General features: G+C 49.3%; 12 protein-coding genes and 1 pseudogene. 3 read left to right on the top strand and 10 right to left on the bottom strand.

What is annotated here, in order from left to right; translation table 11 throughout:
- Positions 1-65 precede the first annotated feature (65 nt).
- The 6 genes from BLQ59_RS04240 to BLQ59_RS04215 form a co-directional block, all read right to left on the bottom strand.
- On the bottom strand, positions 66-1,538 hold the full coding sequence (locus tag BLQ59_RS04240; RefSeq protein WP_176756724.1) for an FAD-dependent oxidoreductase: 1,473 nt from the start codon (positions 1,536-1,538) through the stop codon (positions 66-68).
- Positions 1,539-1,860: 322 nt separating this feature from the next.
- Complete coding sequence (gene cysT / locus BLQ59_RS04235) at positions 1,861-2,685, bottom strand: sulfate ABC transporter permease subunit CysT (protein WP_074571683.1); 825 nt, start codon at positions 2,683-2,685, stop codon at positions 1,861-1,863.
- A 21-nt stretch (positions 2,686-2,706) separates the two neighbouring features.
- The gene (locus BLQ59_RS04230; protein ID WP_256324598.1) at positions 2,707-3,741 is read right to left on the bottom strand and encodes a sulfate ABC transporter substrate-binding protein; all 1,035 of its coding nucleotides are present in this window, start codon (positions 3,739-3,741) and stop codon (positions 2,707-2,709) included.
- Between the two features lie 130 nt (positions 3,742-3,871).
- The gene (locus BLQ59_RS04225; RefSeq protein ID WP_074571681.1) at positions 3,872-4,192 is read right to left on the bottom strand and encodes a YezD family protein; all 321 of its coding nucleotides are present in this window, start codon (positions 4,190-4,192) and stop codon (positions 3,872-3,874) included.
- A 134-nt stretch (positions 4,193-4,326) separates the two neighbouring features.
- Positions 4,327-4,968 (bottom strand): N-acetylmuramoyl-L-alanine amidase, encoded by a 642-nt coding sequence (locus tag BLQ59_RS04220; protein WP_074571680.1) that lies wholly within the window; start codon positions 4,966-4,968, stop codon positions 4,327-4,329.
- A 14-nt stretch (positions 4,969-4,982) separates the two neighbouring features.
- On the bottom strand, positions 4,983-5,555 hold the full coding sequence (locus tag BLQ59_RS04215; RefSeq protein ID WP_074571679.1) for a biotin transporter BioY: 573 nt from the start codon (positions 5,553-5,555) through the stop codon (positions 4,983-4,985).
- A 177-nt stretch (positions 5,556-5,732) separates the two neighbouring features.
- Here BLQ59_RS04215 and BLQ59_RS04210 point away from each other — a divergent pair, with 177 nt between their 5' ends.
- The 3 genes and pseudogenes from BLQ59_RS04210 to BLQ59_RS16510 all read left to right on the top strand — a co-directional run bounded on the left by BLQ59_RS04210 (position 5,733) and on the right by BLQ59_RS16510 (position 8,202).
- Positions 5,733-6,386 (top strand): hypothetical protein, encoded by a 654-nt coding sequence (locus BLQ59_RS04210; RefSeq protein WP_074571678.1) that lies wholly within the window; start codon positions 5,733-5,735, stop codon positions 6,384-6,386.
- A 49-nt stretch (positions 6,387-6,435) separates the two neighbouring features.
- Positions 6,436-6,849: pseudogene (locus tag BLQ59_RS15560) on the top strand (flagellin); the annotation flags it as partial.
- The gene (locus BLQ59_RS16510) at positions 6,850-8,202 is read left to right on the top strand and encodes a flagellin (RefSeq protein WP_371118269.1); all 1,353 of its coding nucleotides are present in this window, start codon (positions 6,850-6,852) and stop codon (positions 8,200-8,202) included.
- A 26-nt stretch (positions 8,203-8,228) separates the two neighbouring features.
- On the opposite strand, the gene BLQ59_RS04200 is transcribed toward BLQ59_RS16510, so the two are convergent.
- The 4 genes from BLQ59_RS04200 to BLQ59_RS04185 form a co-directional block, all read right to left on the bottom strand.
- Positions 8,229-9,413, bottom strand: coding sequence for a glycosyltransferase family 8 protein (locus BLQ59_RS04200; RefSeq protein WP_074571676.1), 1,185 nt, complete (start codon positions 9,411-9,413; stop codon positions 8,229-8,231).
- A 12-nt stretch (positions 9,414-9,425) separates the two neighbouring features.
- On the bottom strand, positions 9,426-10,709 hold the full coding sequence (locus BLQ59_RS04195) for a glycosyltransferase family 8 protein (RefSeq protein ID WP_143005281.1): 1,284 nt from the start codon (positions 10,707-10,709) through the stop codon (positions 9,426-9,428).
- A gap of 103 nt (positions 10,710-10,812) precedes the next feature.
- Positions 10,813-12,717 (bottom strand): flagellin N-terminal helical domain-containing protein, encoded by a 1,905-nt coding sequence (locus tag BLQ59_RS04190; RefSeq protein ID WP_074571674.1) that lies wholly within the window; start codon positions 12,715-12,717, stop codon positions 10,813-10,815.
- Between the two features lie 228 nt (positions 12,718-12,945).
- Positions 12,946-13,389: a hypothetical protein gene (locus BLQ59_RS04185; RefSeq protein ID WP_074571673.1), complete on the bottom strand. Its 444-nt coding sequence runs from the start codon at positions 13,387-13,389 to the stop codon at positions 12,946-12,948.
- Positions 13,390-13,392 lie beyond the last annotated feature (3 nt).

Genomic DNA, 13,392 nt, shown 5'->3' with positions numbered 1-13,392 from the left:
ATTCCCGAGGGAGTCATTCAGGACGCAGGGCAAAAAGCAAGCACCTGCGCCCCCACGCATTTCTGTTATTGCCCCGCACTCACATAACTGCGTTTTTCCTTAGGAATCTCCTCCCAACGGATCTCACTGGCCGGAATCTTATGCTTCAGCCCCCAGGCCGCCGCAATCCCCGCGGCTTCCCCAATGCTCATACAGGTAGGCTGGATGCGCATAGACGCCTGTAGAATAAAGCTGGCACTGATGCAGCGCCCCGTCACCAGCAAATTCTTGATTTCATTCGTCACCAACGAACGATAGGGAATCTCATAGAACCCGCCCTGGGGCAGCTTTTCCGAGACCTTCTCCCCATGCGCATCAATGAACCATGCCGTACGGCAGACCGCATCAGGGAAACGGCTCTGATTGTGATAGTCATCCTCCACGAGATAATACTTGCCACGAATACGCCAGGATTCCCGTGCCCCGAGCATGGCCGCTTCGCGGCTGATAAAGGCATGCTCGAAGCCCGGCAAATGACGGATCAAGTAATTGGCAATATTATGCATCATCCGGCGGCCAAAGGTCACAGCCTTGCTATAGGAGATGGGATCACTGGCCGAAAAACGCACAGGTATTTCCGGACAGTTCATGCTCATGACACCATCCTTGCCAATAATGGTGTAGCCCTGCATGTATTCCGCCTCTTCCTGCGTGATTTCACCGCACTCCACGCCCTTGGCCATAATCTCTTCGAGCTTATAGCGCTGCTTGCGGTGCATGGCCTCGGCAATCTCAAAATACGGCGGCTTAGACTTGCACCAATCCTCCTTGAGCTCAATGGCCACATGCTGATAAAGCCGCTTTACATCTATGCCGCCCATTTCAAAGCGGAAGGACAGGGGCTGGTTATTCCCGGTCTTTTCATAGCCCCGCTCAAAGGGAATACCTGCTGCCCGGGACAGATACGCATCCCCTGTCGCATCCACAAAAGTCTTGGCCTTGATGGCAGCCAAACCTGCAATAGTCTGCACGATAACCGCCGTAATCTCTGCCCCTTCCTTGACCACATCCACGAGAACCGTCTGATAGAGGATATTGACACCGGCCTCCGCACACATCTCATCATAGATCAGGGCCAAAGACTCAGGATTATGCCAAGTCTGCGCCGTCACGCCATCATAAGGTTCAATCCCATGTTTGCGCAGGCGGTCTTTTACTTCTGCCACATAGGGCGTATCACTGTCCGGCGCATGGGTATCCATAAAGGGATAAACACAACCCAGGACTGCCAAGCCGCCTAATGCCACACCGCGCTCCAGCAGGACCGTTTTCGCCCCCTTGCGCGCGGCATTTATAGCCGCCGCCGTTCCGGATGGACCGCCGCCCGCAACGCAAACATCCACATCATAAAGCACAGGCAGTTTTTCCTGCCCAAAATCCAGCACCGCTTTTCCCTTAGCCTCAGCAACGCCGCCCCCCATAACCAGCCCGGCCGCCGCCAGTCCTGTCATCTTCATGAAATCCCGCCGAGAAATAGGAATACCAAATGATTGTTCCATTATGTCCATCCTCCTCAGATTCAGCGGACAGTCCGCTTCACATCATCTCCATAAATGGTCTTGAAATCATCCCGCATAGAATTTCTCCCTTCAATCTCCAACTCAATATACTCTGATAAAATTCGACCTGCACATAAATGAATCCTGCCACCATAAGCAAAATGCCCCAAGGCCGCCTCCGACTGTTCCACAAAACGCCAAAAGCACCCGCACCAAGAATCAAACTGAACTTGGCGCAGGTGCTTGCTTTTTGACCGGAGTCCGTTGCCGTAAGGCTGGCTCCTAAAAGAAAAAACCTGGATACAACATTGAATGACAGAAATCAAGCCCCCAATCGTTGTAATCTATAATGCTGATACCCATTCAACACCAGCAATACCAGCAGCGACATAGCCAGCATCACAATGGCCACCGCGGCCGCCGCCTGATAATCAAACTGCTCCAGCTTGGTCATGATGAGCAGCGGCGCAATCTCCGTCTCAAAGGGCACATTGCCTGCGATAAACACCACGCTGCCATATTCCCCAATCCCCCGGGCAAAGGCCAGCGCAAAACCGCTGATCAGCGGTGTGATGAGTTCCGGCAGGATTACCTTGCGGAAAGTCAGGAACTTCCCCGCTCCCATAATGGCCGCCGCCTCTTCCAAAGAAGCATCCAAATCCCTGAGCACCGGCTGGACGCTGCGCACCACAAAGGGAATCCCCACAAACACCAGCGCAATGGTAATGCCCACCGCCGAAAAAGCCGACGGAATACCTGCGGCATAGAAGAACTGCCCCAGCCAGCCATTTTCCACATAGAGGGTGGTCAGCGCAATGCCCGCTACCGCCGTAGGCAGGGCAAAGGGCAGATCGATAAGACCATCCATCAGCCGCTTGCCAGGAAAATCATAACGCACCAGCACCCAGGCCAGCAACAGGCCAAAGACGGCATTGATGACCGCCGCGGCCAAAGCGCAGCCAAAACTCAGCGCATACCCATGCAACATACGGTAATCCGTCACCTGCTGGATAAAGCTTTCCCCACTCATGCCGCTGGCATAGAGTACGAAAGCCCCCAGCGGCAGGAAAATCAACAACGACAGATAAAAGAATACGATTCCCAAGGCGAATCCGCCTCCCGGGATGACCTGCCCCAGCTTCAGCATATCGCTTCCCCCTTCTATAAATCACTTCTTGTAAATCTGGTCAAAAGTGCCCCCATCGGCAAAATGTTCCTTCTGAGCTTTCGTCCAGCCGCCAAAGGCTTCGTCAATGGTAAAGAGCTTGAGTTCCGGGAACTGGCTCTTGTACTTCTCGAACACGGTCTTGTTGCGGGGACGGTAGAAATTCTTCGCTGCAATTTCCTGACCGGCATCGGAATAGAGATAGTTGATATAAGCTTCGGCCACCTTGCGGGTGCCTTTCTTGTCTACAACCTTATCCACCACAGCCACGGAAGGTTCTGCCAAAATGGACAAGGACGGCGCCACGATCTCAAAGTCCGGCGAATCTTTCAGTGTAATCAAAGCTTCATTTTCCCAGGCAATCAGCACATCTCCCTGACCGCGCTGCACAAAGCTCGTAGTTGCGCCGCGGGCACCAGAATCCAAAGCCACCACATTCTGGAAAAGCTTCTTGATGAAATCTTTGACCTGGTTTTCATCGCCGTTAAACTTCTGACGCGCATACTCCCAGGCCGCCAGATAGTTCCAACGGGCACCACCGGAGGTCTTCGGGTTCGGCGTGACAATCTTCACATCATCCCGCACCAGATCATCCCAGTCATGGATATTCTTGGGATTGCCCTTGCGCACTAAGAACACAATGGTCGAAGTGTAGGGAGCGGAGTTATCGGGAAATTTCTTGATCCAATCCTTATCGATAAGTCCTGCCTGCGAAATCTCATCCACGTCATAGGCTAGAGCCAAGGTCACCACATCCGCTTCCAGCCCTTCAATCACGGAACGGGCCTGTTTGCCAGAGCCGCCATTGGACTGACGGAACTCCACATCCTGACCGCTCTGCTTCTTCCATTCGCCCGTGAATTCCTTATTGAACTCCGCATAGAGTTCCCGGGTGGGATCGTAGGAAACATTCAAGAATTCCCCAGCTCCCTTGTTTTCCCCGCCGCTGGCTGCCTGTTCACCGCCGCAGCCCGTAAAGAGTCCTGCTGCCGCCAATATGCTGAGTGCCAAACCTGTCTTTTTCCACCATTTCATCATGATTACCTCCCCAATAAATAAATAATTTCCTAAATATAAAATAAGAGGCTCCACAAATCGCCCCTAACAGGCAATCTGTGGAACCTCCAATTTTTTTGGTCAGTTCATCCAATATATCTATCTTGACTTGTCAAATCCCGTCGCCATCCATGAACCGCTGTTTTTCCAACCGGTCAAAATGTGTGACAGTTCCCTGTTTCACGATAATGCTGAGCCTGCCATAATAAAGGCTGGCCAACTCCCGCTCGATGGTCCTGCGCAGATTCCGCTCTGTCACATCCGACCATTCTGCCGGCTTAGGAATGCCCTGCCAAGGATGCACCCGCATCTTTTCTGTACGCTCCACCTGAATCAGAACACCATTCTGGGCAATCAGCACCACTTCACCAAAGTACAGGCCGCGCAAAACATCCATAATGTAATTCAATACACCAACAGGTACATCCTTCATATACATCTCTCCTAAATGACGATGACCTTATGTTACACTATTACACCTATTATGTCAATAGGCATATGATAAATTTACACTTTCAGGCAAAAGAAAATACAGCTCCCACGATCAGAGCTGCATTTCTCCATAGGTTATTCCGGATAAAACACGAGTTCACGCCCCTGCAGCCGCGCCTGCAATGCTGCCATAAAACTGCGGCCAGGATCTATTTTTTCAGAACGATACCCTGCTACTTTCTCCCGATACAAACCGCTGCTTCTGGCCGCATCCTGCTGATAATGGCCAAAAACATAACGAATGGTAGGATATTTTTCCTGCAGATAGCAGATAAGTTTGACATTGGCTTCCAGCTGCTTGGCCGTCAGATCTTCTGCTCCGTTCACGCCACCGACATTCTCAATCCCGATTGCACACCAATTATAGCCAATGATATGGCGATCCAAAGCTGTCTCAGGCGTCAAGCGGAAAACTGTCCCATCACGAGAAACCAGGAACTGCGAGGCCACATTCAATGTTCCATCACTTCTGGCTTCCTGATAAAAATGCTGGTAAGCAGACTCCCAGGTATTTCCAGCCGTCCAATGAACGACTATCGCCTGCGGCACAATATAAACCATATCCATACCATAATGCGTCTGTGCATATTCACGGATAAGCTGCTCTCGCTGTGCCGACCATTGGATTGGCTTATCGATGATCTGCAGTTCCCCCGCCAGCATCGTTCCCGGCAAAAGCAACAGACCAATCAGCACAAGCAGTATCTTTCTAAACATAATCCGCCCTCACTTCAACGTTTTTCCAGCATCTTATTGACGCGAACGGCAATAAAGGCTGCCAACAGTGCCTTCATGATATCCCCAGGAATAAAGGGGAATACCGCCATGACCAGCCCCTGCCACAAATCGACCTGCATCACCAGCATCATGGAAATCAAGCCGCCTACATAGGTAAGCGGCACACCGGCCAGCACTGAGACCAGCGCATAGCGGCGGAAGTTTATATTCTTCCCTTTCAGCCAGCTGACAATCATGCAGACAACAGGCCAGCCAATATAAAAGCCGCCCGTCGGTCCAAGAAGGCGTCCCAAGCCGCCCACACCGCCGGGGAAAATCGGCAGGCCAATAGCTCCCAAGAACACATACGAAGCCACGGTAACAAATACCAAGCGCGGCGGCAACACCAATGCCGTCACCGTCAAGGCCACCGTCAAAGCCGTCACCAGTCCCGGCGTGAAGGGCAGAGGAAAGGAGATAAATGCCGACACACAGCAGAACGCCACGCATAGCGCCATCTTCATCATTTCCCGCACCGTGAAATGTTCCCGTTCATTTTCCATATCAATCGCCAAATCTCTCTGCATGATAACGCCTCCGTCTAAAAGGATAACAAGTTCTACAAACCTCCTTCATTATAGACACATCCCCGCATATCGTCAACTCCTATTTTACGCAAAGTTAACAAGATTAATCTTAAGTTATTGACAGTCTTATTCGATATAAATAATAATGGTTATATCTATTCCAAAGGAGGAAATCCCATGAAAACATTGCTGCAATCATTCCACTGGCAAAAACTGCTGCTATTGTTGTGTCTGTTGCTGCTCCCCACCCTACCTGCCAGTGCAGAGAAAACAGACTGGTATGACAAGGATTACAACTTCAGCCAGATCAAAAAAGCAGTGGTCTACGATGTTGTGCTGACGGACACCGCAGAATTCGAAAGCGACCTGCTGAATCAGACTTTGCAGGAAGAATATCTGAAAAACGCCCAGCGCCCCCAATATCACCTGATCCGTCCGGACAAGGCTGCCGTGCTTTCCCCGGACAATCCCAACGAAGCCGCTGACGTCTATATCCAATGTGAACTGCTCAAATGGCATAACGATTCCTATATCAAGGAGCCCTATACCACCTGGGAATCCCGCACTGCTACGCGGACGAAAAAACTCCCCAACGGCCAGAAAGTGTCCGAAACCTATTCCTATACGGTCCCCGTCTATCATCCGGCCAGAACAGTCTACACCTCCACCGTACGCCTGAAATTCGAAGTCTTCGACTCCAAGACCAACAAACGCATCATGGCTCGCGATGAACTGCGGCTGCGGGATGACTCCAACCATGGCGAGAAAGGCATCTTCGGCCGGATCAGCAAATCTTTCTTCGATGATTTAAACAAAAAAATAACCCGGTAAAAGAAAACCAGCAGGAAGCAATCAGCAGCGAAAGGATTGATACGCTATGATGGTGGTCAAAAACAACATGACAGCTGTGAGTTCATTGAACACGCTGAACAAGAACACCAATGAACTTGCCAAGCAGCTCCAACAGGTGTCCACAGGCATGAAAATCAACAGTGCCGCAGATGATGCATCGGCTTATGCCATCAGCGAACGGATGCGGGTAAATATCCGGGGGCTGGCTGCCGCCTACAGCAACACCCAGAATGCCAACAGCATGATGAAGGTCGCGGAAGGCGCAATCTCCTCCACCGTGGATATTTTGAAAGCCTTCAAGGAAAAGGCCCTCGATGCGGCCAATGACACCAACACCGATGTAGACCGGGCAATTATCCAGAACCAGCTGACGCAGTATATGTCCCAGATTGACGACAATGCCAATATCACCTTCAACGGCCAATATCTGATCAACGGCACCATGGGACGCAATATCGTTGCCGACCAGCACGATGCCATCGTCTCCTTTATGAGTTATCTGGATGATTCCCAGCTCCCTGCCCAGGCGGCGCTCGATGCAGCCATCAACTACACCTCCTGCGGCATGTTCAAGGATGAAAAAGCACTGATTGACAGTTTTATCGCCGATGTCGAGGAACATGGCCTGGCAGCCTGCGGCATTGACCTCAGCAACGATGATACCGGCGCTATCACCGGCAAGGATACTGGCGGCGAAGTCATCAAGACTGCCGAAAGCATCGTGCCGGAAAAAGGCAATCCCTATGCCGGCTCCCCCAAAGACTCCACCATCATCCGCGGCCTGACCGTCAACTGGCCGGATACCGAAAATGACGAGATGAAATCTGCCATCATCTCCGCTTTGGATAATGAGTGGCTGCAGAACTGCATGGACCTGATTGATGAATCCTATGCGCTGAATTTCGAGGAAAACGGCACTTCGGTGCGCTCGATGGATGTCAAGTTCACAGATGCGGATGATGGCACACTGGCCTTTGTCACGTCAAGCTTCAATACCAGTACCGGCATTACCAACGGCCTCAGCCTGACCGTCAACATGCACTATTACAACAATCTTGACCTGTCAGATCCCAATGGGGCTGTGGCAGGTTCATCCAACGAACTCTATCTGGACCGAACTATCGCCCACGAAATGACACATGCCCTGATGTCAGCCAATATCAAGAATTTCAGCAGCCTGCCCAAATATATCAAAGAAGGCGCCGCCGAACTGGTTCATGGTATTGACGATTACCGCAAGAGCAAGATTGAAGCTATGGCGGCAGATACGGAAAAATTGCGCAATACCTTGGAAAATTCTTCTACCGCCGAGGGTGATGATGCCTACGCGGCTGGCTATATGATACTACGCTATCTGACGAATAAAGCAAACAGCGCCGATCCGGAAAAGAACCTGTCCTTCCAGATCGGCACCAAGGCCAATCAGGCCATCCGCATGGGATTGGCCGATATGCGTTGTGAATCACTGGGACTCAAAAAAAGCGACGGCACTACCGTCAGCGTCGTCACGCAGTCCAAAGCCAATTCGGCCATCACCGTTGTAGACCGCGCCCTTAACCGGGCCATCAAGCAGCAGATCACCGTCGGCGCCATGCAGGTGCGGCTGAACTTTGCCGCCGCTAACCTCAGCACCGCCCACGAAAATGTCACCGCCTCCGAAAGCGTGATCCGGGATGCCGATATGGCCAAAGCCTTCACGTCCTATACCCGGGCCAACGTCCTGCTGCAGACCTCCCAATCCATGCTAGCTCAGGCTAACCAGAATAGCAACAATGTCTTAGGCTTGCTGCAATGAAAAAAGGAGCTTTATAGCTCCTTTTTTCATGCCTCCAGGAAAGCCTTGGCATCCTGCCGAACATCCAATGCGGTCAATACCATGCCATTCAAAAAGTGAATCCCTTCTATGGCTCCACAGGCTTCAAGATGTTTCTTCATCTGCGTAAATTGCTCGTAAGGCAGGAATATGATCAAGATTTCAGCCGGTGCAAGATTCATACCATCGGCATGGAGTTCACCAGCAGTCAGGTAACGCTCATCCTCCCGCAGCATCAGCATCTTCTTATACTTATCTGCCTCCTTGTCCGGCCCCACAACAATACGTCTCTTGCCTGCCGTAAGATTTGCATAGATCAATAATTTTGAATTGGCATTCTGCTGAATATTATGCGCCAACCGACAAAGAAAATTCGTATCACACCATGGAGTATCAGAAAAATTCTCCCAAAACAGACGCTGATAGTTGTTGCCATAATCAAATGCATGCAATCCATTATAACTATAGATACATGGTTCCAACGTATTGTTTCCCTGATTGATTTCCTTCATAACCCAAGTATTGTATTTATCCGGCAACAAGCAACAAGCTGCCCCAAAAACATGATTCAAAACATCCTGTACAGGATAATCACTTAACTCATGTTTTCTTAGAAAAGCCACGCCTCTTTCCAAAAGATCCTTTTCCTGTGAGAATGCCGGCATATTCAGCAATAAAACTTGAGCATTGAAATAACGTTTCGCCTCACAAAGACCTTTTTTGACCAACTTGCTGACATGATCATCCTGTATCATCCCATCCGGCACAGCCGCCAGTCCATTTTCACCTGTTTTTTCTGCCCAAAGCTCCTTGATATCCAGATTGACTATGGTATCAGCATCAAGATAGATCAGCCGTTCTACATCAGTCAGCTCTTCACCGAGCAAAAGCCGAAACCAGTCAGCCCGACCATTTCCTGACTTGCCATTTTTCTCCATCCATTTATTGCCCGACTCCATTCGTGCCAAACGGTCTTTATATTGGAGCTCCAAATCATGAAAAACCAATTGCTGACCATAGCTGCGCACCAGTTGCATCAGATAGCGCCGGTTATCTTCAGACAGGCTATAATCATGCAGGATATGTACCGTCACCCATTCTTCTGTATGGGCGAAAACTGAATGCATGGATGCTCCGATAAGCTTGGTATAGGTGCCCTTCTTATCAGAAACTGCATAACAAATATGTATCATCAGCGGCACCTCCTACATAACCATAAAAATACGATATTCATCTAACAAATGTGCAGGACGAGGCAGAATCAGTGCCTTGCCATCAATGAAATCTTCCCATTCCTGCCAGCCAGCCTCCTCTAATTGCTTGCGCAGTTCCGGAAAGGTATCCAGGAAGAACACATAGACATGGGTGCTCAAATCATAGGGAAGATGCAGGCCTGTTTTCTCCCATCCTTCTTCTAATGCCACATAGGGCTCCACATCTTGCAGAAAAAACATTTCCCGAAGTTTCTCCTCATTTTCTTTCGGCCCGACAAATACCCGTCTGCGTCTCCCCCAAACCGCGGCAGCCCTTCGATTAAGTTCATTATTCTTGTGGATATTTCCCGATATGACGTCCCGTGTCACGATAAGACTCTTGCAGATATATTCCGCATTGCACCATGGAGTATGCACAAAAGCCTCATAAAATACACTATCGCGCGGATCTGCAAAATTCAGGCGCAAGGTACGTCCCATGTAGTGATAAATGCCTTCCCGCAACTCCGGCTCTCCCCACTTTCTGTCCCAATGTTGCAGAATATTGTAGTTCCATGGCAAATGCATGTAATCCCGGGAAAAGAAATAGTTCAGGATATCCTGGTCAAAGAATTGGCACTCATCCTGATGCTGTACGAGGAACTGCAACCCCGGCAACAATATATCCCCCATATTCCGCAGGCGTTCCAAATCCATGATCAACACCCCGGAGTTGAAACAGCTATCGGAATCTGTCCAGCTATTTTTAAACAGGTAAAGTTTTTCATCAATGGATTTATCCACCTGCCGTTGGTAATGATTCATCAAATCACGTTCCCCCACAGCACCAATGGGATGATTATCCATGAAGATTTCCCAAAATTTGCGGATATCCATATTCACAATCGTATCCGCATCCAAATAGATCAGCCGCTTTACATTCTTCGGCAATACCCGTGCTGCTAAAATTCGATAGAGCGCAGCCGGCGTATAGTAGTCTGTGTCCACGGCTTCCTTAAAGATCTCCCTTGCTTCCTGCAAAATATCCTGGCAAAGCTCTGCCATATTATAAAAGAACATCTGCTGCCCGCAGCTGCGTGCCAATTCGATAAAGTAATCCCGGTTCTGTTCCGTCAGTGTCTCATCGTGGAGTAGATGCACCGTTACCCAGGCATCTGTACGAGCAAACAGCGAATATATCGACGTTCCAATATATTTGCTATAGGTTCCCTGCTTATCCGTCATGGCATAGGCCACATGCACCATGCGGGCATCCTGCCCAATCTTCTTCCGCACCACTGCTGCCACCTCACTTAATCGTATAAATTCATACTGTATATATACGCTGCCAACACGAAAAAGCCTCCCTTACGGGAGACTTTTTCGGCTGAATATTATCTTACTGCAGTAATCCCAGTACCGATGAACTCGATTGATTGGCTTGTGCCAGCATGGACTGGGACGCTTGCAGGAGGACGTTGTTCTTGGTATATTCGGTCATTGCCTTGGCCATATCGGCATCCCGGATGGTCGATTCCGAAGCCTGTACGTTATCCCGGGCAATATGCAGATTCGCTGAGGTCTGATTCAGACGGTTGGCGATAGCGCCGATATCGGTCTGCTGATCCAATGCCTTCTTGATTGCATTATCGAGAACATTGACCGCCACATTGGCGCTCTTCTGGGTTGCCAAACTGATGGTTGTACCATCAGCCCCCTTGAGCCCCAAGGCCTCGGAACGCATATCTGTAAGACCAATCTTGATGGCCTGATTGGCCTTGGCATCCACCTGGAATGTAAGTGAGCGATCCGATGACTCATCAAAGGCACGAATGCTTTCCGTGAAGTTATCCAGTACAGCGTTAACATTTTTCTTGATCTGTCCATTAACATCCGTGACATTAAAGGTAAAACCTGCCAACTGATACTTATTGCCAGTACCAGCAGCCCGGATGGTCAGCCCTGACCCCATATCGGCGGTATAGACATCATTACCAGCGGCATCCTGACCGACAATATAACCATGGTCCATTGTTAGCTGGTAGGGAATCAATTCACCTATGTTCCCCTGATAGGTTTCCACAGCTGAAGAGATTTCTGCAACCTTTATAGCCAAGGCCGAAGCAATAGCCGAATCCCTTGTCGATGCTGCCGTAGATATTGCACTTTCCTTAATTTCAGTTTGTTCACTTATAAGTGTACTTAGCTGGTTCGAATATGTTGTATAAACCGCTTGTGTCGAGGCTAAAGCAGTACTAGTATCTGCAGCCATGCTAGAATAACTAGCATACGTAAGGCCAAAAGTTGTTTGCATATTGCTCCAATAGGTATTATCTGTGCTAGGATGCTCCGTCAAAATTCTATTCTGGGTGGAATATGTCTGGGTATTCAGTTCCACATCCGCAGCAGCTAGCGATATTGCTTCTGATAAAGTTATATTCGTATACGTAGTTGTCTTGTTACTATATGAATGAACAGGATCATATACATTCTGATTATATGTAGCCGTAGCCGCATTTACCGCATTATTGAAGTTAGTATTTGCTGTACTCTCGGCTGCTGCATAATTGGCATTAGCCGTACTTACTGCACTGTTATATGCTTCATTAGCTGCACGTAATTGTGGGTTATTGCTTACATCAATATAAGGATCCATCGCTTCGACCAACACATCATTCAGTGTTTTAGTAGCATCAATCTCGATTTCCTTGCTATAGTTCTGCCCCTGAATCACATAGGATACAGTAATCCTGTCCGATGTCAGGATATTCAGGCTCTCACCATTGCGGTTCTTCAGATCCACCAGCGCGGTAAGGCCTGTAGTTGATTTGTCGAGACTCTGATTGGTCAGCGACGTCCGCGTAGCATTGCCTTTGGGCATCTTGCTGCCATCGACCAATGTCTTTCCATTGTAAGTAATCAGGGCGTTGTCATCCACCTGGTCGATGAACTGATCCATTTCTTTTTGGATAATGCCCCGATCTGTGTCGGTATTGGTATCGTTGGCTGCATTGATGGCTTTTTCCTTCATGGTGCGCAGAATATCAATCGTGGAAGAGACAGATCCTTCTGCCACTTTCAGCAGATTCGCACCATTCTGCGTATTTTGATCTGCCTGGTCCAGTGACCGTATCCGCACCTGCATCCGCTCGGCGATGGCATATCCGGAATTGTCATCGGCCGCGGAATTGATTTTCATGCCCGAGGACACTTGTTGCAGGCTTTTGGCGAGTGCCGCCGAGTTCTTGTTTAGTGTGCCCAGCGTCCTAATCGCCGAGATATTGTTTTTAACAACCATAGACATGGCTTCACACATCCTCCCTGATAATATCCAGCCTTGTTACTGCATCTGCTCTCTCACACTCCATGTGAGATGCAAATCTATCCCCAAAAGGGAACACCTACCCCCTTATATAGTTTCGCTTACCTTATATATCGTATATTTAGGGAGAAACTTAAGCGGTCAGCAAACTTTTTCTACAAAAAAACTGCCGTCCTGAAATGTCAGCAGGACGGCAGTTTGCGCAAGTTCTTACCAGATTTCCTTCATCCAGCCCCGATAATTTTCTTCCAGGAACTTGATCAGCACGTCAAACATACCATAAATTTCATCGCCCAGACGCTCGAAATCTTTTTCTTCATTGCCCGGCGTCAACAGACAGATATCGAGAATCAATGCGCCTGACTGGTCAAAGTAGAGCTTGAAAGGCTTGAACTTCATATTCTGTTCGCTGACCAGACGCAGGACGGCCAGTTCATTTTCCTCCGTGCGGGCATTCGGCGAGATCTGCACGCGGATCATGGAGAACACGCTATCGTCTAAGAGTACCAGCGTAGGCAGCTGCTGGCCTTCCACGACCACATGGGAACGGTATACCACCGTATGCTGCGCATCGTCGGCAATCTCTTCCACCTGAAATGCTTCAATCTTCTTCTCTTCCAAATACTTGCTGAATGCTTCGGCTTTGATATTCATGAA

The sequence above is a fragment of the Pseudoselenomonas ruminantium genome (assembly GCF_900104055.1).
Taxonomy (GTDB): domain Bacteria; phylum Bacillota; class Negativicutes; order Selenomonadales; family Selenomonadaceae; genus Selenomonas_A; species Selenomonas_A ruminantium_C.
The sequence above is the reverse complement of the archived record's forward strand: the minus strand, read 5'-3'. Positions and strand labels throughout refer to the sequence as shown.

Coding starts and splice junctions, on each gene's coding strand:
- BLQ59_RS04200 (WP_074571676.1), bottom strand. CDS start 9,413: ATGATACATATTTGTTATGCAGTTTCTGATAAGAAGGGCACCTATACC.
- BLQ59_RS04240 (WP_176756724.1), bottom strand. CDS start 1,538: ATGGAACAATCATTTGGTATTCCTATTTCTCGGCGGGATTTCATGAAG.
- BLQ59_RS04190 (WP_074571674.1), bottom strand. CDS start 12,717: ATGTCTATGGTTGTTAAAAACAATATCTCGGCGATTAGGACGCTGGGC.
- BLQ59_RS04225 (WP_074571681.1), bottom strand. CDS start 4,192: ATGAAGGATGTACCTGTTGGTGTATTGAATTACATTATGGATGTTTTG.
- BLQ59_RS04185 (WP_074571673.1), bottom strand. CDS start 13,389: ATGAATATCAAAGCCGAAGCATTCAGCAAGTATTTGGAAGAGAAGAAG.
- BLQ59_RS04210 (WP_074571678.1), top strand. CDS start 5,733: ATGAAAACATTGCTGCAATCATTCCACTGGCAAAAACTGCTGCTATTG.
- BLQ59_RS04230 (WP_256324598.1), bottom strand. CDS start 3,741: ATGATGAAATGGTGGAAAAAGACAGGTTTGGCACTCAGCATATTGGCG.
- cysT (WP_074571683.1), bottom strand. CDS start 2,685: ATGCTGAAGCTGGGGCAGGTCATCCCGGGAGGCGGATTCGCCTTGGGA.
- BLQ59_RS04220 (WP_074571680.1), bottom strand. CDS start 4,968: ATGTTTAGAAAGATACTGCTTGTGCTGATTGGTCTGTTGCTTTTGCCG.
- BLQ59_RS16510 (WP_371118269.1), top strand. CDS start 6,850: ATGGGACGCAATATCGTTGCCGACCAGCACGATGCCATCGTCTCCTTT.
- BLQ59_RS04215 (WP_074571679.1), bottom strand. CDS start 5,555: ATGCAGAGAGATTTGGCGATTGATATGGAAAATGAACGGGAACATTTC.